Origin of the sequence: Limosilactobacillus caviae (assembly GCF_014635905.1) — a bacterium.
GTDB classification, from domain to species: Bacteria; Bacillota; Bacilli; order Lactobacillales; family Lactobacillaceae; genus Limosilactobacillus; species Limosilactobacillus caviae.
Genome location: NZ_BMDS01000005.1, coordinates 54,485 through 78,925 on the forward strand (window position 1 = coordinate 54,485; position 24,441 = coordinate 78,925).

General features: G+C 40.3%; 26 protein-coding genes and 1 tRNA gene. 21 read left to right on the forward strand and 6 right to left on the reverse strand.

What is annotated here, in order from left to right; translation table 11 throughout:
- The first annotated feature begins 55 nt into the window (after positions 1 to 55).
- The 6 genes from folB to folP are packed head-to-tail and all read left to right on the forward strand — an operon-like array spanning position 56 to position 4,463.
- Positions 56 to 424, forward strand: coding sequence for a dihydroneopterin aldolase (folB, locus tag IEU90_RS07585; protein WP_163705510.1), 369 nt, complete (start codon positions 56 to 58; stop codon positions 422 to 424).
- On the forward strand, positions 417 to 929 hold the full coding sequence (gene folK, locus IEU90_RS07590; RefSeq protein ID WP_153710372.1) for a 2-amino-4-hydroxy-6-hydroxymethyldihydropteridine diphosphokinase: 513 nt from the start codon (positions 417 to 419) through the stop codon (positions 927 to 929). The genes folB and folK overlap by 8 nt, the downstream gene beginning before the upstream one ends.
- Positions 911 to 1,489, forward strand: coding sequence for a GTP cyclohydrolase I FolE (folE, locus tag IEU90_RS07595; RefSeq protein WP_153710371.1), 579 nt, complete (start codon positions 911 to 913; stop codon positions 1,487 to 1,489). Before folK ends, folE begins: the two co-directional genes overlap by 19 nt.
- Positions 1,476 to 2,735, forward strand: a complete 1,260-nt coding sequence (locus tag IEU90_RS07600) for a bifunctional folylpolyglutamate synthase/dihydrofolate synthase (RefSeq protein ID WP_188357946.1) — start codon at positions 1,476 to 1,478, stop codon at positions 2,733 to 2,735. The genes folE and IEU90_RS07600 overlap by 14 nt, the downstream gene beginning before the upstream one ends.
- The gene (gene folQ3 / locus IEU90_RS07605; RefSeq protein ID WP_153710370.1) at positions 2,725 to 3,318 is read left to right on the forward strand and encodes a dihydroneopterin triphosphate diphosphatase FolQ3; all 594 of its coding nucleotides are present in this window, start codon (positions 2,725 to 2,727) and stop codon (positions 3,316 to 3,318) included. The genes IEU90_RS07600 and folQ3 overlap by 11 nt, the downstream gene beginning before the upstream one ends.
- Positions 3,315 to 4,463, forward strand: coding sequence for a dihydropteroate synthase (gene folP, locus IEU90_RS07610; protein ID WP_153710369.1), 1,149 nt, complete (start codon positions 3,315 to 3,317; stop codon positions 4,461 to 4,463). The genes folQ3 and folP overlap by 4 nt, the downstream gene beginning before the upstream one ends.
- Here the strand turns inward: folP and IEU90_RS07615 are convergent.
- A complete protein-coding gene (locus tag IEU90_RS07615; protein ID WP_006917118.1) occupies positions 4,444 to 4,779 on the reverse strand; it encodes a hypothetical protein in 336 nt (111 codons plus the stop codon). The two genes, folP and IEU90_RS07615, sit on opposite strands and share 20 nt — an antisense overlap.
- Before the next feature lie 142 nt (positions 4,780 to 4,921).
- Between IEU90_RS07615 and IEU90_RS07620 the strand changes: the two genes are divergently transcribed.
- Both IEU90_RS07620 and IEU90_RS07625 read left to right on the forward strand, forming a co-directional pair.
- Positions 4,922 to 5,221, forward strand: a complete 300-nt coding sequence (locus IEU90_RS07620) for a hypothetical protein (RefSeq protein WP_182597500.1) — start codon at positions 4,922 to 4,924, stop codon at positions 5,219 to 5,221.
- Between the two features lie 46 nt (positions 5,222 to 5,267).
- Positions 5,268 to 5,338, forward strand: a tRNA-Gly gene (locus tag IEU90_RS07625).
- Positions 5,339 to 5,503: 165 nt separating this feature from the next.
- Here the strand turns inward: IEU90_RS07625 and thiD are convergent.
- Complete coding sequence (thiD, locus tag IEU90_RS07630; RefSeq protein WP_153710368.1) at positions 5,504 to 6,319, reverse strand: bifunctional hydroxymethylpyrimidine kinase/phosphomethylpyrimidine kinase; 816 nt, start codon at positions 6,317 to 6,319, stop codon at positions 5,504 to 5,506.
- 358 nt (positions 6,320 to 6,677) lie between these two features.
- Here thiD and argS point away from each other — a divergent pair, with 358 nt between their 5' ends.
- The 6 genes from argS (at position 6,678) to IEU90_RS07660 (ending at position 15,940) form a co-directional block, all read left to right on the forward strand.
- Positions 6,678 to 8,366, forward strand: coding sequence for an arginine--tRNA ligase (argS, locus tag IEU90_RS07635; RefSeq protein ID WP_188357947.1), 1,689 nt, complete (start codon positions 6,678 to 6,680; stop codon positions 8,364 to 8,366).
- 152 nt (positions 8,367 to 8,518) lie between these two features.
- On the forward strand, positions 8,519 to 10,684 hold the full coding sequence (locus IEU90_RS07640; RefSeq protein WP_153710366.1) for a PBP1A family penicillin-binding protein: 2,166 nt from the start codon (positions 8,519 to 8,521) through the stop codon (positions 10,682 to 10,684).
- A 49-nt stretch (positions 10,685 to 10,733) separates the two neighbouring features.
- Positions 10,734 to 11,105 carry a YlbF family regulator gene (locus IEU90_RS07645; protein ID WP_153710365.1) on the forward strand — a complete coding sequence of 124 codons (372 nt, stop codon included), beginning with the start codon at positions 10,734 to 10,736 and terminating at the stop codon, positions 11,103 to 11,105.
- 98 nt (positions 11,106 to 11,203) lie between these two features.
- The gene (locus IEU90_RS07650) at positions 11,204 to 12,388 is read left to right on the forward strand and encodes a metallophosphoesterase family protein (RefSeq protein WP_188357948.1); all 1,185 of its coding nucleotides are present in this window, start codon (positions 11,204 to 11,206) and stop codon (positions 12,386 to 12,388) included.
- Positions 12,389 to 12,391: 3 nt separating this feature from the next.
- Positions 12,392 to 14,890: an ATP-binding protein gene (locus tag IEU90_RS07655; protein ID WP_153710363.1), complete on the forward strand. Its 2,499-nt coding sequence runs from the start codon at positions 12,392 to 12,394 to the stop codon at positions 14,888 to 14,890.
- Positions 14,891 to 15,004: 114 nt separating this feature from the next.
- The gene (locus tag IEU90_RS07660) at positions 15,005 to 15,940 is read left to right on the forward strand and encodes a peptidylprolyl isomerase (RefSeq protein WP_188357949.1); all 936 of its coding nucleotides are present in this window, start codon (positions 15,005 to 15,007) and stop codon (positions 15,938 to 15,940) included.
- Between the two features lie 43 nt (positions 15,941 to 15,983).
- Here the strand turns inward: IEU90_RS07660 and IEU90_RS07665 are convergent, their stop codons facing one another.
- Positions 15,984 to 16,214, reverse strand: coding sequence for a hypothetical protein (locus tag IEU90_RS07665; RefSeq protein ID WP_153710361.1), 231 nt, complete (start codon positions 16,212 to 16,214; stop codon positions 15,984 to 15,986).
- A 3-nt stretch (positions 16,215 to 16,217) separates the two neighbouring features.
- Positions 16,218 to 16,652 carry an HIT family protein gene (locus IEU90_RS07670; RefSeq protein ID WP_153710360.1) on the reverse strand — a complete coding sequence of 145 codons (435 nt, stop codon included), beginning with the start codon at positions 16,650 to 16,652 and terminating at the stop codon, positions 16,218 to 16,220.
- A 135-nt stretch (positions 16,653 to 16,787) separates the two neighbouring features.
- On the opposite strand from IEU90_RS07670, the gene IEU90_RS07675 reads away from it, so the two are divergent.
- The 3 genes from IEU90_RS07675 to trmB are packed head-to-tail and all read left to right on the forward strand — an operon-like array spanning position 16,788 to position 19,374.
- The gene (locus IEU90_RS07675; RefSeq protein ID WP_153710359.1) at positions 16,788 to 17,525 is read left to right on the forward strand and encodes an ABC transporter ATP-binding protein; all 738 of its coding nucleotides are present in this window, start codon (positions 16,788 to 16,790) and stop codon (positions 17,523 to 17,525) included.
- Entirely contained in the window at positions 17,518 to 18,720 is a 1,203-nt protein-coding gene (locus tag IEU90_RS07680; RefSeq protein ID WP_153710358.1) for an ABC transporter permease, read from the forward strand. The genes IEU90_RS07675 and IEU90_RS07680 overlap by 8 nt, the downstream gene beginning before the upstream one ends.
- Positions 18,721 to 18,732: 12 nt before the next feature.
- Complete coding sequence (trmB, locus tag IEU90_RS07685; RefSeq protein ID WP_153710357.1) at positions 18,733 to 19,374, forward strand: tRNA (guanosine(46)-N7)-methyltransferase TrmB; 642 nt, start codon at positions 18,733 to 18,735, stop codon at positions 19,372 to 19,374.
- 127 nt (positions 19,375 to 19,501) lie between these two features.
- Here the strand turns inward: trmB and glsA are convergent, their stop codons facing one another.
- Positions 19,502 to 20,422 (reverse strand): glutaminase A, encoded by a 921-nt coding sequence (glsA, locus tag IEU90_RS07690; protein WP_153710426.1) that lies wholly within the window; start codon positions 20,420 to 20,422, stop codon positions 19,502 to 19,504.
- Between the two features lie 156 nt (positions 20,423 to 20,578).
- Positions 20,579 to 20,917, reverse strand: a complete 339-nt coding sequence (locus IEU90_RS07695) for a PepSY domain-containing protein (RefSeq protein WP_153710356.1) — start codon at positions 20,915 to 20,917, stop codon at positions 20,579 to 20,581.
- Positions 20,918 to 21,082: 165 nt separating this feature from the next.
- Here IEU90_RS07695 and IEU90_RS07700 point away from each other — a divergent pair, with 165 nt between their 5' ends.
- The 4 genes from IEU90_RS07700 to IEU90_RS07715 all read left to right on the forward strand — a co-directional run bounded on the left by IEU90_RS07700 (position 21,083) and on the right by IEU90_RS07715 (position 24,431).
- Positions 21,083 to 21,400 (forward strand): thioredoxin family protein, encoded by a 318-nt coding sequence (locus IEU90_RS07700; RefSeq protein WP_153710355.1) that lies wholly within the window; start codon positions 21,083 to 21,085, stop codon positions 21,398 to 21,400.
- Positions 21,401 to 21,538: 138 nt separating this feature from the next.
- Positions 21,539 to 22,186 (forward strand): YtpR family tRNA-binding protein, encoded by a 648-nt coding sequence (gene ytpR, locus IEU90_RS07705; RefSeq protein ID WP_153710354.1) that lies wholly within the window; start codon positions 21,539 to 21,541, stop codon positions 22,184 to 22,186.
- Positions 22,187 to 22,322: 136 nt separating this feature from the next.
- Positions 22,323 to 23,627 carry a UDP-N-acetylmuramate--L-alanine ligase gene (murC, locus tag IEU90_RS07710; RefSeq protein ID WP_153710353.1) on the forward strand — a complete coding sequence of 435 codons (1,305 nt, stop codon included), beginning with the start codon at positions 22,323 to 22,325 and terminating at the stop codon, positions 23,625 to 23,627.
- A 90-nt stretch (positions 23,628 to 23,717) separates the two neighbouring features.
- Entirely contained in the window at positions 23,718 to 24,431 is a 714-nt protein-coding gene (locus IEU90_RS07715; RefSeq protein WP_153710352.1) for a Bax inhibitor-1/YccA family protein, read from the forward strand.
- Positions 24,432 to 24,441 lie beyond the last annotated feature (10 nt).

Genomic DNA, 24,441 nt, shown 5'->3' on the forward strand with positions numbered 1-24,441 from the left:
CACAAAGAAACTTATGCGTTATGATAGAAAATAAAACGTGAAGGGGCAGTAGCTTATCGGAAAAATTAGAATTAATAACATGTCATTTAATACATATAATGGCGTGTTTGCGGAAGAAAAAAAGCTCGGTCAAAAAATAGAAGTTGATTGTGAAATGACTTATCCAATTGAAGCCAAAGTAAGGACTGATAACTTAGAAGAAACGGTTAGCTATGCAGATGTCTATGACACAATTGCACAATTTGTGGCCCATCACAACTATAACTTAATTGAAAGTCTTGCGAATAATTTGCTTCATGAAATTTTACGGACTTATCCTATGCTAGATGAGGTGCGGTTACGGATTCGTAAATATAGTGTGCCAATTGCCGGAATCTTTGACAACATTGAAATTGAGGTGCAGGGAGCAAACGACCATGAATAAAGCATATTTAAGTATTGGTAGTAATATTGGTGATCGGTTAGCAAATTTGCAAAAAGCGGTTCAGCTATTGGCTGATTCATCTCAAATTGAACTTTTAGCGGTTTCATCCGTTTATGAAACAGAACCGGTTGGCGGTGTAAAGCAGGACTCTTTTTATAATATTGCTGTAAAAATAAGAACAGATTTAACTGCCCCAAAGCTCCTTGATTTCTTGCATTGGATTGAACAAAGTCTTCACCGTAAGCGGCTTATCCACTGGGGTCCGCGGACAATTGATTTAGATATCATTGACTTTAACCACCAGCAAATTAAAACCCCGACTTTAATAATCCCGCATTCAGAAATGGCGAACAGGCGCTTTGTATTAGTTCCAATGCTTGAGATTTCAACTTTGGATGAACCTTATCACCAACGATTGACTGCTTTATTGAAAGCAACTTCAGACCACAGCTGGCTAAAAAAGATATATGGACAAGAGGTGTTTTTATGGACCAACAAAAAATAGAAAAAGCTGTTAGGGATTTATTAATTGCTATCGGTGAGAACCCGCATCGTGAGGGACTACTAGAAACGCCGCAACGGGTTGCTAAAATGTATCAAGAAGTTTTTTCATCTTTGAAACGTCAACCTGAAGATGTGGCTAATTATAAAGTGTTTCATGTTAGTGATGTTCCAGAGATGGTCTTAGTTCAGCACATTCCGTTTTATTCAATGTGTGAACATCACTTGTTGCCGTTTTTTGGTTACGCTAACGTCGCGTACGTTCCTAAAGATGGCCGGGTAATTGGTTTAAGCAAAATCCCACGTTTAATTGATTTCGTGACTAAAAAGCCAGGAATGCAGGAGCGAGTAACAACAGATTTAGCGGCAGAATTACAGCGTATTCTTGATCCTGCCGGAATTGCGGTAACAATTAGCGCGCGTCACCTTTGTATGGAAATGCGTGGTGTTAATAAAGCAGGGCAGTACACCTATACTGATAAATTTACTGGTCGGTTTAAGGAGGATAAAGACTTAAAACGAGAATTTTTAATGCAAACGAGGAATAACCGTGCTGACTTATGAACAAATTATTGCGGGCTTTAATCGGCGAATGCTCGGTGGTGTAAAAGATCGTATTAAATTTTTAAGACCAATTCTTACTAATTTGGGAAATCCAGATCGTCAATTTAAGATTATTCACATCGCGGGTACTAATGGAAAAGGCTCAACCGGAATGATGTTGGAACAAACCTTACAATATGCAGGATATAAGGTAGGGTATTTTAGCAGTCCAGCACTTGTTGATGATCGTGAACAGGTTAAAATTAATGATAAGTTAATAAGCAGGCAATCATTTGTAGACACCTACCAAAAAATTGCTAGTCGATTACCGGCTGATATTACACCAGCTGATATCACGGTATTCGAATGGTGGACGTTAATAATGATTCAATATTTTGCCGATCAAAAAGTAGATTGGGCAGTGATTGAGTGTGGACTAGGCGGACGTGATGATGCGACTAATATAATTAATGCCCCATTAATTGCAGTGATCACTCATATTGCCCTCGACCATACCCGCATTTTAGGACCTAAAATCACCAACATTGCGTATGCAAAAGCTGGCATTATCAAGACGGGTACTCACCAGGTCTTTCTTGGACCGTGCCAGCAAGAAGAAGCAATTGATGTTATTCATGACTATGCTCAGAGTCAAAATGTGGAGCTGACTCTTGCTAAAGAGCAGGAAATTATTGATGGAAAAGCAGCCATTTTCTTTAATGATACATTACATTGGGTCCCCTTTAACTTGCTTGGAGCGTTTCAAAGCCAGAATCTCGGGACTGTTATCAGTGTATTTCAATATTTAATCCAAGAAGGCTTTATAAATTCATGGCAACCGTTATTAACGATGATGAAGACAATTTCTATTCCCGGACGAATGCAGGTGATTGCTCATCATCCAACGGTGGTTCTTGATGGGGCTCATAATCCTGATGCTGCTCATCAGCTTTATCATACTTTGCAATCTTACCCTGGCACTAAAATTATTATGGTCTTAGGGTTCCTTGCTGATAAAAACATTATAGAGATGTGCAAAACCTATCAACGATTAACGGATAAATTAATTATTACTACTCCAAATCACCCATCTCGGGCCTTTCCAGTTGCTGAATTGGCAGCAATTCTTCCACAGGCAGTAGTTGCTAAAACATCGAACGAGGGACTAGCAAAAGCACGAGAACTTGCAAAGCGTGATGATCTAATCATTGTTACCGGCTCTTTTTACACCATTAAAGATATCGAGGCCAAGCTAAATGAAAAATAATTTTGTTATTGCAACCCATAATACTTTTAAGGCGGATGAAATCCAAAATATTTTGCGGTTTTACCACCAGTGGGGCGAGATATATACGGACAAACTACCGCGTCAACATTTTCCCTCAGAATCAACGACGAGCTACCAAGCAAATGCGACTAAAAAAGCAATCTTTATCAGCCAGCAATTACCAGGAGCTAATGTTATTGCTGACGATTCTGGATTAGAACTAGCCGCGTTTCCCGCAAAGTATGGCGTTCAAACAGCACGTGAATTAGCAGTTGAAGTTCCCGACGGTCAGCTTAATCGGTATTTGATCCAATTAGTTAATGGAAAATCACGTAAATTTACGATGAAGACGACAATTGCTTTAGCAGTTAATGGCCACATCAGTAATATTGCTCGCGGTGAATTAACTGGAGTAATTGCACCTGAAGAACGCGGAACTAATTCAACTGGGTTTGACCGAATCTTAATACCAGATGGCGAAGATCAGACTCTTGCCGAAATGAGTCGTCCTAAACGTATTTCATACCTTCATCGAGCACGTGCTGTGAAAAATTTATTAGATCAGTTGGGAGAAGTAAAATGAAAATTACTGAAAAAACAATTACCAACAATACTTCTAAGTTAGAAACTGCTATTTTGGCTGATCAAATCAATCGGCATCAACAGTTATTATTAACTTGGGAATGTGAGAAAGTTGAAACTGCGGCGATGGTTGAACAGTTCGTTTGTCATTTTGACGTGCCAGTAGTCTGTATTGGTAGCCGTGTTGAATTTTTATTTCCATTGCAATCACTTAAAGCGTTGATGATTCATGTTCAAGAACGTTGGAATAATGACCGGGAGTTGCTTGCTTCTCTTGAACAAATTCAGGAACACCATCAAATCTTGTGGCGGGCTGGACGCTTTACATTTAAGCTTAACGAGCAGCCGATTATTTATGGAATCCTTAATGTGACGCCGGACTCATTTTATGATGGTGGAAAATATCAATCGATTGCTGAAATTACTCGCCAAATTGATAAAATGGTCAAGGCAGGAGCAAATGTAATCGAAGTAGGCGGACAAACTACTAAACCAGGTGGCTTTACTGAAGTTGACCCACAAGAAGAAATTCATCGGATTATGCCCGCTATTAATATCCTTAAACATGATTATCAGCAAATAGCAATCGCTGTTGATACATATAAATTGCCGGTTATGGAAGCGGCAATAAAAGCAGGCGTTGATATTATTAATGATGTTCAAGCATTTGATACAAATCAAAAACTAGCTTTAATGGCTAAAAGTGAAGTGGGGATGGTTACGATGCATAGCAGCCGGACCCACGATTACGATAATTTAACAGTCGCAATTCAAAAGTTCTTTGAACATAATTTAGGAACAATCGCTGCTGCGGGTATTAATCTTGAACGAGTGGTTCTTGATCAGGGCATCGGTTATGCCAAAATTGCGGATGGATACCAGGATTATGCGATGATGCGTAATATTGACCAGCTTAATTACCTGCATCGGCCAATTATGGTTGCAATTTCACGAAAGGGCTTTGGGCAAAAATTATTTAATTTAGCCAAAGAAGACCGCCTAGACGTAACATTAATTGCAGAAACGGCAATGTATTTACGCGGCGGTCGTGTCTTACGTGTTCATGATGTCGAAGAAACTAGTCAGCTAGTAAAAATGATTGATACAATTAATAATAGTTATTGGTTCAGATCCACCAACAACTAATTCCTAACGCTAAAACTAAGAAAATAAAGAGCAGGATTGTTAAATGCGGATTGCCAAATGTCTCACGTTTTAGGCGAAAAGCAGTTTCCATTAGCATATAGATAATAATCAAAAAAATAATCCATAATATATCGCTAAAGAATTGTGTTTTGAAATGCAAAAAGGCATGGACAATCGAAGCGGTTAATAAAAGAAAATAAAATAGGCGACTTAATTCAAGCCAATTAGTTACTTTTCGCTCAATTTTAGCGTGTAACCCGATGGTAGTGGTGATTAGTAATATCACGATCAGGATCGCCACTATTATTTTTAACATATGGGTAGGCTCCTTTCGGCTTTGATTTTAGCATTCTTGAAAGCAACTGACCACATACTTTTGGCTTGAAAATGTATAAAAAAAAGTGTAAGGTACGTATATTACTTCCATATATAATAAATAATATTTGAGGTGAAATTAAGTGGCAGATTTTGAAATTGGCGATATTGTAAAAGGTAAAAAGTTTGGTCCCCTAGAACATGATTTTTCTGGGGTTGTTGAAAAGGTTTATACCAATTCGATTATGGTATCAATCCAAGATTTTGATCCGTCTGACAAGAGCGGGGTTAATGAATTAAATAGCCGTGCTGTCATTCGCCAAAAAGATGCTAAGATGATTAAGGCAGTTCCTCGTGAAGAAAAAGCTGATGATGAAGAGGAAGCCGATGACTCTAAGGCATCTAAGAAAGCAAAAAAATCTTCAAAAAAAGATGACAAATAATTAGAAGAGGTATATACTAACTAAGTGTTGAGCTTAGTTAGCAAATGCGGGTATAGTTTAGTGGTAAAACTCAACCTTCCCAAGGTTGCGTCGCGAGTTCGATTCTCGTTACCCGCTTAGTTAAAAATAAAGGCTGAGAAAATTTTATGTTTTTCTCAGCCTTTATTTTTCTATTACCAAAATCGCGGTATTCCTAGCAACTTCTGCCTTCATTAATTGATTGTAATAATGAAAATGATGATTCAATCGCCTTATCATTGATTAGTCAAGGACCAAAAATTCTTAATTTAACTCTTTTTGTGCATCCCAGTGATTGATTGGGCCAAATTTATGACCAACTGTTAATGGATTTGCAATGGCAGCGTAGACGGCATCTTTAGCCTTTGTTACTGCTGCGCTAACATTATTTCCCTTAGCAAGTTCAGCAGCAATGATTGCCGAAAAACTATCTCCGGTTCCATTCAAACGGTCTGTCTTAACAAAGGGCTTTTTAAGCCAGAAGCTATCACCGTTTTCAAGAAGGATAAAGTCATCGACCGTTGTTTGTGTATCATCGTTATGGGCACCCTTGATTACAACATTTTTGGCCCCTAAATCTTGAAGGTAGCGGGCAGCTTTGACCCGTTCTTCATTTGTTGTCATTTCAATTCCGGTTAGTTTTTGCGCTTCATAGAAATTAGGGGTAATGACGGTTGCGAGAGGAATGATTCGTTCGCGGAATAATTCATAGGCTGATTGTTCGAGTAACATTGCCCCGTGCTTAGTAATAATTACCGGGTCAACAACTAATGGGCCAAAATGTTTGGAAGAATAATTATCGGCAACAACATTGATGACATCATCATTAGCAAGCATTCCCGTTTTAGCTGCTCTTATATCGAAGTCTTCGCTTAATACCTTAAATTGTTCGGCAATGAACTCTTTGGGCATTACTTGGGAAGCAGTAATACCATAAGAATTTCCAGAAACAGCTGCAGTTAAGATACCGTGACCATATACGCCATCCGCAAAAAAAGCATGGAGATCGGCGGGCATTCCAGCACTTCCATCTGAATCATGTCCAGCAATCGTTACGGCTTGGATAGTAGGATTTGTCATAAATAACTCATCAACCTTTCATTATTATTTAATGATTATCATTGTAACATATAATAAGTAAGAGAGAAGGGGAAACTCATATCTACAGATTGGTCCTTGTTTTTAAAGCTATATTTGTTATAATGATTGAGTATGAAAATAGGATTTGAGGAGTAGTAGCATTTTGAAATCTACAGCGACCCTTTGTTGATGAGAGTTAGGGGCTTTTTGATTTGTGAAAGCGTGCCTCAGATATTTTAATTAAATCAATAAATGAGTGGAATTCTAATTCAATTAGAGTGGTACCGCGGGTAAATCTCGTCTCTAGTAAGTTTAATACTTATTAGAGGCGTTTTTTATTAATTAAGGAGGAATATATATGAGTGATAAGAAACAAGTTGCGGCTGCATTGGCACAAGCATTACCTGAGATGGATGTTAAAGAAATTGAAGCTAAGATTGAACGTCCAAAAGATTCTAGTAATGGGGACTATGCCTTCCCAACATTCTTTTTAGCTAAGACCTTACACAAGGCTCCGCAAATGATTGCAAGTGAATTAGTTGAAAAAGTTAACCAAGATGGTTTTGAAAAGGTTGTTGTTGCTGGACCATATATCAACTTCTTCCTTGATAAGGCCCAAGTTGGTGCTAAGATTTTGCAAACAATCTTGACTGACCCTGAACATTACGGTGAACTAGACCTTGGTCACCAAGCTAATGTTACAATCGATTATTCATCTCCTAACATTGCTAAGCCAATGGGGATGGGACACCTTCGTTCAACGATGATTGGTGAGGCTGTTGCCCGGATTCTTGAAAAGGTTAACTATAACCTAATTCGGATTGACTACCTTGGTGATTGGGGTACCCAGTTTGGTAAACTGATGGCGGCTTACGAGATGTGGGGTGACGAAGCTGAAGTTAAGAAGGATCCGATTAATACACTGCTTAAATACTATGTGCGGATTAATAATGAAGCTGATGAACATCCAGAATATACAGAGGCTGGTCGTAATTGGTTTGCTAAACTTGAACATGGTGATGAAGAAGCATGGCGGTTATGGCACTGGTTCCGTGAAGTTTCCCTTGAACGGTTCCAACGTGTCTACAAGATGTTAGACGTTAATTTCGATTCATTTAATGGTGAAGCCTTCTCTGCACAAAAGATGGAAGAACCGATCCAATTGTTGCGTGATAAGAACCTCTTAAAGTCTAGCCGGGGTGCAGAAATTGTTGACCTAGACGAATACAACTTACCACCATTGTTAATTATCAAGAGTAACGGAACCACTACTTACATTACCCGTGATTTGGCAACTGCCCTTTTCCGGAAGCGGATGTATGGTCATGCTAAGTCCCTTTACGTTGTCGGTGCTGAACAAGAAACTTACTTCAAACAATTGCGGGCAGCATTAAAAGAAATGGGCTTCAACTGGTGGAACCAAATTGAACACATCTCCTTTGGCCTCATGAACTTAAACGGTAAGAAGATGTCAACACGGAAGGGAAATGTTGTTTCTCTTGAAGACGTATTGAATGATTCAATTGATTTAGCACGGAAGCAAATTGAGGAAAAGAACCCTGACCTTAAGAATGCCGATGAAGTTGCTAAAGAAGTTGGTGTTGGTGCCGTTATCTTCCATGACTTAAAGAACTACCGGCGGAATGCAGTTAACTTCAAACTTGAAGATGTCGTTAAGTTTGAAGGTGAAACTGGTCCTTACGTTCAATATGCCCGTGCTCGTGCTGAGAGTATCTTACGGAAAGGCGGTATTCGGGACTTTAGCAATGTTGATTTGACTATGGCTGGTGCTGAAGCTTGGGAATTGATTAGTTTCCTTGGTCAATACAGCGAAGCAATTAAGCGGGCTGCGGTAAATTATGACCCATCAGTAATTGCTAAATATGCTCTTGAAGTAGCTAAGAAGTTCAACCAATACTATGCTCACACGCGGATTCTTGAGGATAACGAAGCTCAACCAGCACGGTTAGCTCTTACTCAAGCAGTTAGTGATGTGCTTAAGTCTGCTCTTGATTTACTTGATATCAAGGCTCCTGATGAAATGTAGAATAGCTAAATATGTTACCAAAGAGACTTGGGAAAATTTCTTAAGCCTCTTTTTTTAACTTATGGTAAAGGTAACTGTGAAACTATCTTCTCGTTTATCAAAATGTGATAAAATAATTGTCAGCTTTTTGAAATGAAAATGGAGATTTGTTAATGAATCGTGAACCACAATCTAATCCAGATTTGAAAGAGCGAATCTTGCAGTGGTTAAAAAAGGCTTGGTCATCATTCCGAGTTTGGTTTAAACACTATTGGCAGCTCTTTATTGCGATGCTGAAAAAGTTTTGGCACCGTTATCAATTAACGCGATGGATTATTGTTATTTTCCTGGGAATCTTCTTGATTGCCAGTATCCATCTGACATTTGTTGCTAAAACAGCAGATGTTAAAAACCTTAAGAACCGGTTGCAACGGCCAACAATGATTTATGACCGTAGTAATCAATCAGCCGGGAGCCTGTATGCCCAAAAAGGAACTTACGTAGAATTAAAAAATATTTCGACAAATGTTCCTGCAGCGGTTCTTTCAACCGAAGACCGTAACTTTTATCACGAACATGGCTTTTCTGTCAAAGGCTTGGGGCGGGCTGGTTTCTTATTAGTGAAAAATAAGCTCTTACATCGTGATTATATTTCTGGTGGGGGTAGTACTTTGACCCAGCAGTTAGTTAAGAATGCCTTCCTAACCCAGCAGCAGACTTTTTCGCGAAAAGCACGGGAAATCTTTATTGCTGTTGAGGTTGAAAACCAATATAGCAAGAATGAGATCTTAACGATGTACCTCAATAATGCCTACTTCGGACACGGGGTATGGGGGGTTCAAGACGCGGCTAAACGCTACTTTAATGAAAATGCTAGTCAGTTGACAGTCCCACAAGCAGCAACGTTAGCGGGGATGCTGACCTCGCCAGGAATATATGATCCAATTGAACACCCTAGCGCAACAAAACAGCGTCGAAATATGGTTCTTCAGCTGATGGTTGAAAATCATAAAATAAGCCAAAGTGCGGCGGACCAGTATAAGCAAACACCGTTGAATGTTACTAACGGTTACGTACCAAATGATAGTTATAAATACCCGTACTTCTTTGATGCGGTAATTGCGGAAGCAGAGAGTCGGTACCATATTTCTGAAAAAGATATTATGAATAATGGTTATCGGATTTATACGACTCTTGACCAGAACCAGCAACGGTCAATGCAGCAGACTTATGATGATGATGATAACTTCCCTCAGAACTCAGCCGATGGGACAATGGTTCAATCAGCCTCAATCGCTATGAATCCGAAGAATGGCGGTGTTACCGCAGTTGTTGGTGGCCGGGGGAAACATGTTTTCTGTGGCTTTAACCGTTCTACGCAGATGAGGCGTCAACCAGGCTCAACGATAAAGCCAATCGTAGTTTACACGCCAGCCCTTGAGCATGGATATTTCTACGACTCAACCCTTCAAGATAAGAAGCAGTCTTATGGTACCAATAATTACACGCCAAAGAACTATGACGATACTTATAGCGGGACAGTGCCAATGTATAAAGCTCTTTATGAGAGTCTTAATGCTCCGGCAGTTTGGCTGTTAAATAAGATTGGTGTTAATCGGGGATACGATATGGCTGAAAAATTTGGCCTGCCCGTTGAGAAGGGTGATAAGAACTTAGCACTTGCCCTTGGTGGAATGACTAAGGGGGTATCACCGCAGCAAATGGCCCGCGCGTATGCCGTTTTTGCTAATGATGGGCTAATGCCGTCACCGCACTACATTACAAAGATTGAAGATGCATCTGGAAAAGTAATTGCTAAAAATGATGGTACAAAGAATAAGCGGATCATTTCTGGTAAAACCGCTAAAGAAATGACTAGTATGTTAATTGGCGTATTTGACCACGGAACTGGTGAGACCGCTAAGCCGAGTGGTTATACGCTGGCTGGTAAAACGGGAACAACTAATTCTGGGGTCAAGGGAGACGATTCTAATGATCGCGATAAATGGATCGTCGGTTACACACCGGATGTGGTCGTTGCCACATGGGAAGGTTACGATGATACGAACCAAAGCCACACCTTAAATGATATTTCGGAGCGGAGTATTAATTATCTCTATAAGAACGAAATGAGCGCAATTTTACCAAATACTGCCGGAACTAAATTTACCGTTGAAGACGCCCAAACACGGGCAAACGATCAGACAAAAGGTTCATCAAAGGGTTGGGGATCCTTCCTCAAAGATGGTGATAATTTTGTAAATAACTTCAACCAGTCGATTAATAACTTTGGTAATAAGGCTAGTCAGTGGTGGAGTAATGTTCGATCGCTTTTCTAGGATAATATGATACAATTAGATTTAAGAATGATATAAAGGAGACTTTCATATGGTTGTAAACATTTACGATACTGCAAACGAACTTAGTCGCCAATTGCGCGAAACCCAAGAATATCAAGGCTTAAAAACGGCTTTTGAAGCATTAAAGGCTGACAGTGAAACTTTTGATACTTTTAAGAAGTTCCAACAAGCGCAAGCGGATGCTCAACATAAGCAAATGACTGGTCAACAACCAACTGATGATGAAATTAAAAATATTCAAAACCTTGCCAAGGAAGTAAGCGGTAAAAAGGTTGTTCAAGATTTGATGAATCAAGAACGACAAGTTGACAGTATGCTTCAACAATTGAACAAGACAATCACAAGTCCAATTCAAGACCTTTATAGCGAAGTAATGCCAAAGATGCCGGGACAAGAATAATTAATCTCATTTAATGAGTAAGGGGCTGGGAGAAAACTTTCGTTTTTTCTCAGCCCCTTCAGTGTTTAAGCTATTATATCAATAACGGAGAAATAATTATGAGATTTATTCATACAGCAGATTTACACCTAGATAGTCCCTTCTTAGGGCTGACGGCGATGCCAACGTCATTGTGGGAACGGGTGCATTCATCTACTTTTATGGCTTTTCAAAAGATTGTTGACGATGCGATTAACTTGCAAGTCGACTTTGTTTTAATTAGTGGTGATATTTACGACCGTGATCAGCAGAGCGTTGCGGCTATTGATTTTTTCACCCAACAATGTGAACGGCTTAATAAGGCGCAGATTCCTGTCTATTTACTTTATGGTAATCATGATTATCATGTTGTTCACGGAACAGATAGTCTGCCAGCTAATGTCTACGTTTTTGGCAATCAGGTAACAACAACTGTCCTTACGTTAGCAAACCACGAGACTGTTGCAATATCTGGCTTTAGTTATGATCAACGCTGGATTGAAGAAGACCAGGTAAACGGCTATCCCCAAAAGGAAAACACAGTCTGGCATATTGGAATGTTACACGGGGCGGTTCAGCAAAGCACAGCTAACCACTATGCTCCGTTCACTATTTCCGAATTAGTAAGTAAAAATTATGATTATTGGGCACTGGGACACATCCATAAGCACCAGTTGCTTGCCACAAATCCGCCAATTGTGTATAGCGGTAATCCGCAGGGACGGCATAAAAATGAGCCTGGGCAGCACGGCTACTATCTTGTTGAGAGTCATGGTAAAAGACTTGTCCCGCACTTTAATGCGGTTGCCGGAATTGAATGGTCAACGGTAAATGTTACTGCAATTCCAGCGGCTAACCTTACAGAATTTGAGCGATCCTTATCTCAACAGATTGCTGCAAAAGCTAAAAAGACACCATTTCAACTTATTGCACTTACGATTGAGGGGAGTGACCACCTTCCATCAGCGGTTCGGCACTTGCTTGCTAATGGGGATATGCTTGAACACCTTCAAACTCAAAATAAGGCTAATAATAACTGGTGGATTTATGATTTACTAATTCATCAGCAGAGCTCATTGCCTTCAATGACTGATTTAGATGAGGACTACTGGCAGGAAGCTGCTAAACAAGTATTTACCCCTGTGCGGATTGCCGAACTGACAAAAAGTTTAGCGCGGGAAGCGGATTTAGCAGATAAACTAGCGGCCCTCGACCTTGAGCAGTTGAAGCAAGCAACAACCCAATTGTTACGGCGGGAGGATTAGTAAATGAAAATAAAAAAAGCTCATATTGATGGCTTTGGTAAATGGCATGATCAGGATTTCGATTTTACAGCAAACCCGCAAATAATTTATGGCCCCAATGAAGCAGGTAAAACAACTTTAATGGCTTTTTTAGTTAGTATCCTGTTTGGCTTCGCAGATGGTCGAGGCAAGAACCGTTTTGCCCAATATATTCCTAAAGATACTTCTAGCTATGGCGGTAGTCTATTAGTTGAAGTTAATGATCAGGATTATTTAATCAAACGTCAACGCGGCCGTAATGGGGGTAAAGTTACTATAACGGATTCCCAGGGTCATCAAGGTGGTGAGCAAGAATTAGAAAAATTGATTGGCACGATGAATCGGTCACTCTATCAAGCCCTGTTTAGTTTTGGTCAGCGCGATTTAGCGGCGATTGATGAAATTAATCGCGAGGACTGGCAGCAATATTTGCAACAATTGGGAGCTGTGGGAAGTGCACAATGGGACCAGTTGATTGATCAGTACCAAAAAGATGCAGACCGCCTTTATAAGCCACGTGGGCGGAAATGGCCATTAAATCAAGACCTTCACCACTATGCGGACTTAACAGATAAGATTAATCACGCCCGTGGTAAATTTCAGCGTTATCAGGATTTGCAAGCGGACTTAAAGAGCAATCAAAAAATATTGCAACAAGCCCGAACAGAATTGAAACATCAAAAACCGGTCTTACAGCAACTTGAACATTTACGTCAGCTATGGTCGGTTTACCATAAATGGCGAAATAATCAGCAAACCAGTACAACCGGCGACTATCTAACTGATCAACAAGTCATAACCGTACAAGAGTTGCAGGCTAAGGAGAAAGAAATTCAGCGTCAACAGGAAAACTACCAACAACGGCTAACCGTAATCGATGATTCTCATGCCCAACCGCCTCACCAAACCGTGCAGAGTATTCAAGCCCTGCAACGGCTCAAAGAACGAGCGGTTGAATTGCAGGCTGAACAAGCCTTGCAGCAGCGTCAGCAGACCCGTATCAATAATTGGCAGCATGAGTTAACCACGATTAAAGATCGGTACCATCATCCATTGCCAGCACCATTAGATTCACGAGCAAAGTCAGAACTTACCCAATTACTTAATACTAATTCGGTTTCACGGACTAATGATAACCAATTATCAGGTGACCTTTCACGCGCGTCTATGTTTGGTATAGTGGGGGGCTTTGTTCTCTTTATTATCGGTTTGCTGGTTAATGTCCCTTTTATTACGGCACTTGGAGCAATTATGGCCTTTGCGACAGTCATGTACCTGTATTATCAGCGACAAGGATCACATAAAAATTCAACTACGATAAAAGATAATTTACCGGCAATAAACGCATTTGGGCAAAAATATGGCTTACAGGATTTTCCTCCTACTCAGTGGTTAATGATGCAGGGTGATTTACAGCGAGCGGTTGAGTTAGTTTCCCAAATAAAGACGGCTATGCAGGACCAGCAAAGGTATAATCATCAATTAGCGGCCTTTTTCCAGCAATTGCCGTCTGCCTTGCAAAAGCTTCCCCTCAGTTCCGTTAAAGCTAAACTTGATGATTTGCTTGAACAGCGTCAGCAGGCACGACAAAATATCCAAGCGAATACGCGGGAAAAAGCAACGATTGCTAGTAATTTAGCTCGCCTCAATCAAGCATATGATAAGGTTTATCGCCAAAAGATGATTCTTTATCAGCAAGCTGGTGTTCATGATGACCAGCAGTTTACCCGATACTTAGCCCAACGAGCGGCTGCCCAATCACAGGCGCTGGCGTCTGATGCTTATGGACAACAGCTAACCGCCGCGGATCGCCAAGCATTATCGAGGTATGCGAATAAAGATGAATTGATGTCTTCCTTTGCAGATATACAAAAACAGATTGATCAGTTAAGCTTAACGATTACTAAGGCGCAAGAAAAAGTTCAGCAGGATAAGGTGGAAATTACAAGCCTGGTTGAAGATGGGACTTTAAGCAATCTTGAGCAGGAACGGGCCAACCTAGCATCAAAGATTTGGCATGAAGTTCAGGAATGGTTACACTATCAATTAGCGGTTGAGTGGATCAATAAGGCTCTTGCTGGTGCTTCAGCCGATCGGTACCCAGCAATTATCCGCCAAGCTGAGAAGTATTTTGCCCTCTTAACTAACCACCGTTACACTAAGATTAATTTAACGGTGGATGGAATCAAGGTTATCCGTGCCGACCACGAAGCATTTTTGGTTGAAGAATTATCCCAGGGCACAGCAGAGCAGCTATATATTTCATTACGTCTCGGCTTTGTAACGGTAATGAGTGATCAAGCAAACTTCCCGATAATTATCGATGACGGCTTTGTTAATTTCGATAATGTTCGTCGGCAACGGATGCTGGCCTTATTAGAAAAAATCGCTGTAAAAAATCAGGTTATATATTTTACTGCTAATGAGCGGATTAAAGAACTAGGGATAAAGATTATCGACCTCCAAGCATTAAATCATGAATAAATTATGAAGATGATCTAAACATTTTTTTACTAGACTGGCACGAAAAAATAAGTGTGGTATATTGGATGAGTGAAGTTATCGAAAAAATATTTTGTTTAAGGATGTGTTTCTTATATGAAATCCAAAAAGTTAATTGCAATTATCGCCGGGGCAGCTTTGATGATGCCCCTAGCTGCTTGTGGAAATAAGGCAGTTGCTACAACTAGCGGCGGTAAGATCACGGAAAGCGAATACTATAGCAGCATGAAACAGACTAGTGCTGGTAAGCAGGTTCTCCAACAAATGATTTTGGATAAGGTCTTAGAAAAACAATATGGCAAGGAAGTTAGCGATAAGCAGGTTAATGCCCAGTGCAATACTTACAAGAGCGAATATGGGGCTGACTTTAATTCATACTTACAAAGTCAAAACTTAACTGAAAAGTCTTTGAAACAGCAAATTCGGTCAAACTTGCTATTAACTGCTGCTGCCCGTCATTACTCGCACATTACTAATAAGCAGATTGATAAGCAATGGACTAAGTATCAACCGAAAGTTCAGACAGCAACGATCCTTGTTGGTAGTAAGAGTGATGCAGAAGACATCATTAACCAGTTAAATGACTCCAGCAACAAGTACAAGACTTTTAAGAAACTTGCTAAGTCTAAATCAACTGATAGTCAAACAAAGAATAATGGCGGTAAGATTCCTGCCTTTGATAATACTGATAACCAATTAGACTCTGCTTACAAGAAGGCAGCCTTTAAGTTGAAGACCGGTGAATACACTACCACCCCTGTTAAGACTGATGATGGTTACCAAGTTATCTACATGATTGAGCATCCGGCTAAAGGTAAGAAGAGCCAACACATTAATGATTTGAAGAACCAGATCGTTCAAGAAAATATGAATAACCAAAACTTTATGCGGAAGGTTGTTTCAAATGTCTTGAAGAAGGGAAATGTATCAATCAAGGAAAATGATGTTAAGAATATTCTTGATGATTATCTTAACTCTAATGCTACTACCAGCAGCTCCAATAACAGCAGTAGCGCTAGTTCAAATAAATAAGTACCGCAAAAAAATAAGGCTAGGGAAAATTTTTCCCGTAGCCTTATTTTTTTTGTTCATCTGAATCAATCTTTAACACATCAAGAATAATCTGGATACGATTTAGCCGTGGCTGGGTCTTAAACTGCCACTTCTTTACATCACGCTTAACTTCACTAACAAAACTGGCTACAGCGGGGAGAGCAGCTTGTAGATCGCTGATGTTTTCCTGTAGCTGCGTCACATCGTTGCTAAGCTTTCGTAAGCTAGTTTGGATTTCTTTTAGTTGTTGCATAAACTAGTCTTCTTTCATTTGATCAATGATTGCTTTTTGAATTTCCTTGTACTTTTCATCGTTATAATTACCGGAATTATCCTTAAAAATCATCTTAAAATCGTCAGCGCTAGTGTAGCGCGGAACCAAGTGGAAGTGAGAGTGGAAAACTGACTGGTAAGCAACTTCTCCGTTGTTATTAACTACATTCATTCCCTTAATAGCAGGGTTAGAAGCTTTAACAGCTCGAGCAATCTTTGGAATGCGGGCAAATACTTGTGCTGCTAAATCAGCATCGTAGGCGAACAAGTCAGGAACGTGCTTTTTTGGAATAACAAGGGTGTGACCGGGTGTTCCTTGAGAAATATCAAGGAAAGCTTTGACAACATCATCTTCATAGACAGTGTAGCTAGGAATCTCACCTTTAATGATTTTACAGAAAATACAATTATTATCCATTTTTTTCACTCCTTTTGAGGTTTAGACTTACCCTAAGTATACCGAAAAAATTGACACTATGCATGATTTAGCGGAAGAAATAACCTATGATATAATTAAAAGATATGACTAAGCAATAATAAGAAGGGATGAATAATGGCTTTAGAGATAAATAAACTTGTCGGTGGGTATTCACAGATCCCCGTCCTTAAAGATGTCAGTTTTGATGTTCAACCGGGAGAGCTTGTTGGTTTGATTGGGCTAAACGGTGCGGGAAAATCAACGACCCTTAATCATGTTATCGGTTTATTACGGCCGTTTTCTGGCTCAATAAAAATTAATGGACTCACTATCCAAGCCAATCCAGAAGAGTATAAAAAGCAGATTGCCTATGTTCCGGAAACGCCAATTCTTTATGATGAATTGACCCTTCGTGAACATATTGACCTGACCATTATGGCTTACCAGCTTGACCATGATGCAGCTTGGCAGCGGGCAACAAAGCTCCTTAAACTTTTTCGGCTTGATAATAAGTTAGACTGGTTTCCTGCTAACTTTTCTAAAGGAATGAAACAAAAGGTGATGATCTGCTGTGCCTTTATGACGAAGGCTAAGCTCCTGATCGTTGATGAACCGTTTTATGGGTTGGATCCATTGGCTGTTCATGACCTGCTTGAGCTAATTGAGCAAAAGAAAGAAGAAGGGGTAGCGGTTTTAATGTCAACCCACGTTCTTGACACGGCGCAACGGTATTGTGACCGGTTTGTCCTATTAGCTGACGGCAAGGTTCGTGCTCACGGAACGCTTGAAGAACTACGGGCAGCCGGTAATCATGCTGGTGAGTCCCTTGATGAGATCTACCTGCATCTTGCAAAGGGTGATCGTGATGAATAAGCTATTTAGTAAACGCCGTAGTCAACACTTCATGCTCTTACTACGTTACTGGCGGTTAGTGTTCAATGACCACTTTGTAATTGCACTGTTTTTCCTTTTTGGTGCCCTCGCATATGGATATTCGCAATGGCTGCCAACGCTCGGCCCTCATGAATGGTGGACGCGGTTAATCTTGATTGGTTGGTTTACAGTCATTGCCCAGATCGGTCGGTTGGCAACATTAATAAAAAAGCCTGATCCTGTTTTCCTATTGCCGCAGGTTGAAGGAATCCATCGGTACCTTAATCAGGCAACTTGGTATAGCTTGATTTTAGCTGAGATAATGACGGTGGTTGGGACCTTTATTGCCTTGCCATTTGCCTTAACGACTGAGAGGTTAACTGGTCCTGAGATTGTGGCAATCTTTTTAGTGGCGATTATTAACAAGGCGGATTGGATGCATATTGCCCGTAAGTCGCTTAGCTTACGATGGGGTAGCCAACAGTGGCGGACCCGGTTAGAATACTGGGTAAATCCCCTATTAGCTTCAACTGTGATGTGGCTGGTTAACCCTTATGTTGGTCTTGTTGTTGCCCTAATTTTGTACTTAGCAGTAATTGGCTACTATCGTGATTTAGCAGTTAATTGGCGAATCGCGGTTAAGGCGGAACAAGATCGGATGTATAGCGTCTACCGTTTCTTTAACCTCTTTACCGATGTGCCAAGTGTTCAGGGGAATACGAAGCGTCGCAAGTGGGCGGATGGTCTCGTCCAGTGGTTAAGCAAGAATGGCCAGCCATGGTCATATCTATATGCTCGTGCTTTTGTTCGTAGTACCGAGGTTAGTGGGATCGTAAGCCGCCTGACTCTGTTGGGGATGATAATTGTCTTTTTATTGCCAGCAGGATGGCTTAGTACGGTGGTTGTTGTTTTATTTATCTACCTGATTGCGACCCAGCTAATGCCCCTTTATGACCAATATGAGGCAAACGTCTTTACCCATATCTACCCAATTCCCGCTAATCAACAACAGGCCGATTTTAAGCAATTATTAGCGAAAGTGACGTCACTGGAGGCTTTACTAATTGCTCTTGCTAGTGTTGGCTGGCAGCTTAATGTCGGTCAGATGGCAGTTAACTTAATTATTGCAGCAGTTGAAGTGTTCTTATTAATTCGCTTCTACTTTAATGTCAGAGTAAAAAAATTAATGAAATGAGGATTTTAAGTTATGCGTGTTAAACATAAAAAGTGGGCTGATCCATTAATTGCTGCCCACCCGGAAATGATGGTCGACAATGCCCCTGAGTTAAAGGGTAAGTGGCAGTCACGGTTTGCCAAGAAGCAGCCCCTCCATCTTGAAGTTGGGATGGGAAAGGGTCAATTTATCATTGGCATGGCAAAAGCTCATCCAGAGATTAATTTTATCGGTTTGGAGATTCAACGGACAGTTGCGGCAATCGCCCTAAAAAAGGCGCTGGAAGAAGAACTTCCTAACTTGCAACTGATCTGCGGTGATGGTGAAGACCTGCGAGAATACTTTGAAGATGGCGAAGTTACAAAGATGTATCTAAACTTTTCTGATCCATGGCCAAAGAAACGTCATGCAAAACGACGGTTGACTTATAAGACATTCTTAGCAACTTATGAGAAGATTTTACAGGATCAGGGAGTTATTGAGTTAAAGACTGATAATATGGGATTGTTTGAATTCTCTTTGGAAAGTATGAACAATTATGGAATGATCTTTGACGGCGTATGGCTTGACCTTCATCATAGCGAAGAGAATGAGCATAATGTTGAAACGGAATATGAACAAAAATTTGCTGCCAAAGGTCAACCAATCTATAAGTTAATCGCTAATTTTAAGTAAAAGAAGGCCTCTAGAGTTCGGATTACCGAGCTTCAGAGGCTATTTGTATACCTTTTTATATCAATAAATGCGGATATTTACGATTCCTGGCGGTTAGTAATGAAGTAGCCATGGTAAAAGTCTTTTACTAGTATTTAAAAATACTGAGCTTTAATTCTTTACTGATTAATTCAAGGAGGGCTAATCCAGCAACGCTATTTCCTGCGTGATCTAAGGCCGGGCTAAAGATACCGATTCCGTAATGATTTGGTGCAGCTGCTACTAAGCCGCCGCCAACGCCGCTTTTTGTTGGCACGCCAATTTTAACTGAATATGTTCCCGATTCATTATAAAGACCAGTTGTCATCATCACTGATTTTGTGTATGTTGCGGCTGCACTAGAGATGATTCGTTCTCCATTCCACGGCGCGATTCCATCATTAGCGAGAACGGCCCCGAGGTTAGCTAAGCTCTCGCAGGTAACCATCATCGAACACTGTTTGAAGTAAGTATCGAGGCTGGTCGTAACGTCATTGTTTAAAGCCCCTTTTGCCTTGAGATAATAGGCTAAAGACCGGTTCATGTCGCCAGTGCGTAATTCTGATTGGTAGATTCCGTTCTCAAGGGTAATTTCGGGATCATTGCAAATTTCGCGGGTAAAATTAAGAATTTGTTCAAAAGGTGACTGACCGTCTTCTTCTTCAATTAAAGAGGAGATCAGAATGGCCCCGCTATTAATAAAAGCATTGAGCGGGTGGGTTTCCTTGGTGATTTCCATATTAAGGATTGTATCGAAGGGGAAGCCGGTTTGCCGTGTGCCGACTTGTGCTTCCACTGCGGTAAGTCCTAATCGTTCAATTGCGTAGAGTAAGGTAATGACCTTTGAAACACTTTCTATCGCAAAACGAACTCGTGATGCGCCAGCCTGACACCGCTTGTCATTAGCAACGTCAAATAAATAGACGCCAAGTTGGTAAGGGTCAACTTTTGCTAAGCCCGGAATATAGGTTGCAACTTGTCCTTCGTCGATTTTGTCCCAGCATTCTTGAATTGCATCATTAAGGTTCATCATAATCGTCCTCCGTCTTATAATTATTATTCCTATTATAGCCGACCTTTGTAGAAACGATTACTGATTAGGCAGGATAAATTTTAGTATTTGTCGGGTATCAGTTTAAAAAATAAGGAAGCTGAGTTAATTCCCAGCTTCCTAAAAAAATAATGCTTAATCATTTTCAATTCGTTTTAATTCTAACAAACTTCCGGTATATGCATCAGCGATAAACTCGTAGTTGACTTTCTCGCCATCTTCTAATCTGGAAATGCCCCCTTCATAGGCCTTGCTTTTAACGGCAAACCGTTGAAACGGAACTGCAGTATCGTTAATCCAACTATCGGTTACAGCGCCTTCATCGGCAAAATCGTTTTTAACGAGTTTTAAAATTCGGTCAGCGGATATCTGCCGACTACCGAAAAGTTTGCCAGCGATAAAACCAGCAATGCCTGAAGCACCGAGCGTTACGGGAATTACCCATGGATTGAGGGAGTTATTACTTGCATTCATATGATTGCTTCCTTCACTATTTAAATTTAATTCGTTCCTAACTTTCTAGCCTATTTTATCATTTTTGATTCTTAAAAGCCAAATATCTAATCTTGATAAGCAAATCACTTACAATAGATAAGTAATGTGGTATAATATTGCTAAAATGATATAGGGATGAGGATTATGGAAAGATTACCACAATTAAAAGAAGATCAATTAATTGAGACCATCGGCAATGGCAGGGTTGTCCTGTTTTTTACAGCTGGCTGGTGCCCTGATTGCCGCTTTATCAAGCCTGCAATGCCTGAGATTGAACAAGACTTCGCTGATTATACTTTCTATGAAGTTGATCGCGATGAAAATATCGATCTTGCCGCTGAATTGAATGTATTTGGCATTCCAAGTTTCATTGTATATGATAATGGTAAAGAAATTGGCCGTTTTGTCAATAAAGATCGGAAAACTAAGCAACAAGTTGAAGATTTTTTAAGAAGTTTGTAAAATAATAGGGCTGTGAAAATTTTTGATAAAGGGACTGATTTACTCAGCCTCCTTTATTAGCTTTAAATTAGATTTTCATAGCCTTCTTTTTGTGTAATAATATAAAATGGTAGATTATATTAGAGAGAGGAATATTTGATGTTAATTTCAAGTTACAATCCTAATGAATTAGGTGACATTTTAGTCGTTATCACCGCTCCTGATGCGGATAACCAAATTACTAAGATTGCTGATGATGTAGCTCAGATCACTGCTGAAAAAGATGGTGAATTACTAGGCTATAACTTTATGAACGCTAGCAAGATCTTACCAGAATTAACAAGCGAAAACGGACAGGTATTTTTAAATGCTGCCCAAGTTGAAAAATTAAACGCAAAACTTAAGGAAGCGGGGTTTGATAAGCTTTTAGCTGCCGATGAAGATCCTAAGTTTGTAGTTGGTTATGTAGAAAAGATTACTGACCATCCTAAGTCTGACCACTTAAAGGTGACCCAGACACGGATCGCTGATGATAAAACTGTTCAGATCGTGTGCGGTTCTCCTAATGTTGCGGAAGGAATTAAGGTCGTTGTTGCACGTCCAGGGGCAATGATGCCAGACGGAAAGATCATTTGGCCAGGACAATTAATGGGTGTTGATAGTGACGGAATGCTTTGTGGTTTCCGTGAACTGCGGATTAAGAATGCCCCAGATGAAAAGGGCTTGTTTATTATTCCAGATGACTGGCAAGCAGTTGGCGAACCGGTTGATTTTGCTAAGGCAGATACTTTCTTTCCAGAAAACTAATAAAAACACCTGATTACTATTGCCAAAATTTTATAATGCTTTATTATTTAGTGAGGGATGGGTCACATGATACTTAATAGTACTGACCGACCCCTCGCATTTATTTTAAATTGAATTGTTGAAAGGAATTGGATTGATGGAACAAAAGACATATTACTTTGTTGGTATTAAAGGGACCGGAATGGCCTCTTTAGCACGTATCCTTCATGATAAAGGACACCAAGTACTAGGTTCAGATATTGAAAAAGAAACATTTACACAAGCGCCATTATTAGCGGCGGGAATTAAGATTTTGCCATTTGATCCAGCCAATTTAAAACCAGGGATGATTGTGATTCAGGGGAATGCCTTTGATGATGATCACCCGGAGATTAAACGTGCACATGAATTAGGCCTTGAGATTTTAAGCTATCCTGAGGCCGTTGAAAATGAGGTAAAAAACCATACCAGTATCGGGATTGCCGGGGCTCATGGCAAAACCAGCACGACTGCATTATTGTCACATGTTTTAGCTGCGGTTGAACCAACAAGCTACTTGATCGGTGATGGTGTTGGTAAGGGAAATGCTGACGCTCGCTTCTTTGTTTTTGAAGCCGATGAATATCGCGACCACTTCCTTGCTTACCACCCAGATTATGCAATTATGACCAATGTGGACTTTGATCATCCAGATTACTTTAACGATTTGGCAGATGTCCGTGATTCATTTGAAACTTATGGTAAACAAGTTCAGCGGGCAATATTTGCTTGGGGAGACGACCCTAGTCTGCGGAACTTGAACGTTGATGTTCCAGTTTACTATTATGGAACTAATCCTGATGATGACTTCCGTGCAGAAAATATTCAGCGGACACCAGAAGGATCGACTTATGATGCTTATTTCCGCGATCAGAAACTTGGAACTTTTACCATTCATTTATACGGTGAGCATAGTGTATTAAATAGTTTGGCTGTCCTTGCTGTTGCGTACATGGAACACATGGATATGGATAAGATCCGCCAAGAATTAGGAAACTTTAGCGGGGTAAAGCGGCGTTTCAGTGAAACTGATATTGCCGATACAACAATCATTGATGATTATGCTCACCACCCAAGTGAGATTAAGGCAACGATTGATGCTGCTCGTCAAAAGTACCCTGACCGTCAAGTTATCGCTGTTTTTCAACCACATACATATTCACGGCTTGCTGCTTATATTGATGGCTTTGCTGAATCGCTTAGCAGAGCCGATAAGACGTTTGTTACCCCAATCTTTGGCTCAATTCGAGAAAATGCAGGTAACATTTCTAGTGCCGACTTAGAAAAACGGATTGATGGCAGTGAAGGTATTGATATGGATACAGTAGACAAGCTTTTGCAATACCATAACGCTGTGGTTGTCTTTATGGGTGCCGGCGACGTTGAAAAGTACGAAGAAAAGTACAAAGAATTGTTAAAATAGTAAAAGATTTGCTTGAATGAAATGGTGGCATTTGCTACCATTTTTATAATAGTCAAATAAAGTCAAATTAGACAGAAAGAGGGAGTATTGATGAACAACTTTTCTCAAGAGCCAGGACGGCGAGTTGTTACCGATTCGGCTGGCTTAAACAGCTTTTTGACCCGAATGTATGGGAACATGACTTTAGCTGTTCTTGTTTCAGCATTTAGTGCATACTTGACCATGGGAGTTTTCCGTAGTGCCGTTTTTGGCTTCTTCGGTGCTCATCCCGGAATGGTTTGGGTAATCCTATTATTACCAATTGTCCTATCGATGGGGGTAAGCTTTAGTGCAACGCGGAACCCGGTTGGTGCTTTTATCATGCTGATGCTGACAGCAGTAATCTACGGTGTTGAATTTGCGATTATTGCTGGTGTTTATTCAGGAGCAAGCATTGCATCAGCCTTTGTATCCTCCGCAGCCGTATTTGTTACGATGGCACTGTACGGTACTATTACCAAGCGTGACTTAAGTAAATTTGGTGCTCATGCAATGGCAGCATTAGTTGCTTTGATGATTGCTTACCTTATTAATATGTTCTTACAAAGTCCGGCCATTGCTTACATCTTCTCCTTCATTGCCGTTATTATCTTTACGGTTTTGACTGCATGGGATGCACAAAAGATGAAGCAGATTTACGTCAATTATGGCGGCGAGGTATCAACTACTGGTCTAGCAGTTCTTGGTGCGCTTCAATTGTACTTAGACTTTGTAAACCTCTTTATTTCACTTCTTCAAATTTTTGGAATGAGTGATCGAAATTAATAAAAAGGAA

What these genes read in the sequence shown, in the direction of transcription:
- trmB (WP_153710357.1), top strand. Translation starts at nt 18,733, where the DNA reads ATGCGTGTTAAACATAAAAAGTGGGCTGATCCATTAATTGCTGCCCAC.
- IEU90_RS07640 (WP_153710366.1), top strand. Translation starts at nt 8,519, where the DNA reads ATGAATCGTGAACCACAATCTAATCCAGATTTGAAAGAGCGAATCTTG.
- IEU90_RS07615 (WP_006917118.1), bottom strand. Translation starts at nt 4,779, where the DNA reads ATGTTAAAAATAATAGTGGCGATCCTGATCGTGATATTACTAATCACC.
- murC (WP_153710353.1), top strand. Translation starts at nt 22,323, where the DNA reads ATGGAACAAAAGACATATTACTTTGTTGGTATTAAAGGGACCGGAATG.
- IEU90_RS07665 (WP_153710361.1), bottom strand. Translation starts at nt 16,214, where the DNA reads ATGCAACAACTAAAAGAAATCCAAACTAGCTTACGAAAGCTTAGCAAC.
- thiD (WP_153710368.1), bottom strand. Translation starts at nt 6,319, where the DNA reads ATGACAAATCCTACTATCCAAGCCGTAACGATTGCTGGACATGATTCA.
- IEU90_RS07715 (WP_153710352.1), top strand. Translation starts at nt 23,718, where the DNA reads ATGAACAACTTTTCTCAAGAGCCAGGACGGCGAGTTGTTACCGATTCG.
- IEU90_RS07645 (WP_153710365.1), top strand. Translation starts at nt 10,734, where the DNA reads ATGGTTGTAAACATTTACGATACTGCAAACGAACTTAGTCGCCAATTG.
- folE (WP_153710371.1), top strand. Translation starts at nt 911, where the DNA reads ATGGACCAACAAAAAATAGAAAAAGCTGTTAGGGATTTATTAATTGCT.
- folK (WP_153710372.1), top strand. Translation starts at nt 417, where the DNA reads ATGAATAAAGCATATTTAAGTATTGGTAGTAATATTGGTGATCGGTTA.
- folQ3 (WP_153710370.1), top strand. Translation starts at nt 2,725, where the DNA reads ATGAAAAATAATTTTGTTATTGCAACCCATAATACTTTTAAGGCGGAT.
- IEU90_RS07695 (WP_153710356.1), bottom strand. Translation starts at nt 20,917, where the DNA reads ATGAATGCAAGTAATAACTCCCTCAATCCATGGGTAATTCCCGTAACG.
- IEU90_RS07675 (WP_153710359.1), top strand. Translation starts at nt 16,788, where the DNA reads ATGGCTTTAGAGATAAATAAACTTGTCGGTGGGTATTCACAGATCCCC.
- ytpR (WP_153710354.1), top strand. Translation starts at nt 21,539, where the DNA reads ATGTTAATTTCAAGTTACAATCCTAATGAATTAGGTGACATTTTAGTC.
- IEU90_RS07660 (WP_188357949.1), top strand. Translation starts at nt 15,005, where the DNA reads ATGAAATCCAAAAAGTTAATTGCAATTATCGCCGGGGCAGCTTTGATG.
- IEU90_RS07670 (WP_153710360.1), bottom strand. Translation starts at nt 16,652, where the DNA reads ATGGATAATAATTGTATTTTCTGTAAAATCATTAAAGGTGAGATTCCT.
- IEU90_RS07680 (WP_153710358.1), top strand. Translation starts at nt 17,518, where the DNA reads ATGAATAAGCTATTTAGTAAACGCCGTAGTCAACACTTCATGCTCTTA.
- IEU90_RS07650 (WP_188357948.1), top strand. Translation starts at nt 11,204, where the DNA reads ATGAGATTTATTCATACAGCAGATTTACACCTAGATAGTCCCTTCTTA.
- IEU90_RS07655 (WP_153710363.1), top strand. Translation starts at nt 12,392, where the DNA reads ATGAAAATAAAAAAAGCTCATATTGATGGCTTTGGTAAATGGCATGAT.
- IEU90_RS07700 (WP_153710355.1), top strand. Translation starts at nt 21,083, where the DNA reads ATGGAAAGATTACCACAATTAAAAGAAGATCAATTAATTGAGACCATC.
- argS (WP_188357947.1), top strand. Translation starts at nt 6,678, where the DNA reads ATGAGTGATAAGAAACAAGTTGCGGCTGCATTGGCACAAGCATTACCT.
- glsA (WP_153710426.1), bottom strand. Translation starts at nt 20,422, where the DNA reads ATGAACCTTAATGATGCAATTCAAGAATGCTGGGACAAAATCGACGAA.
- folP (WP_153710369.1), top strand. Translation starts at nt 3,315, where the DNA reads ATGAAAATTACTGAAAAAACAATTACCAACAATACTTCTAAGTTAGAA.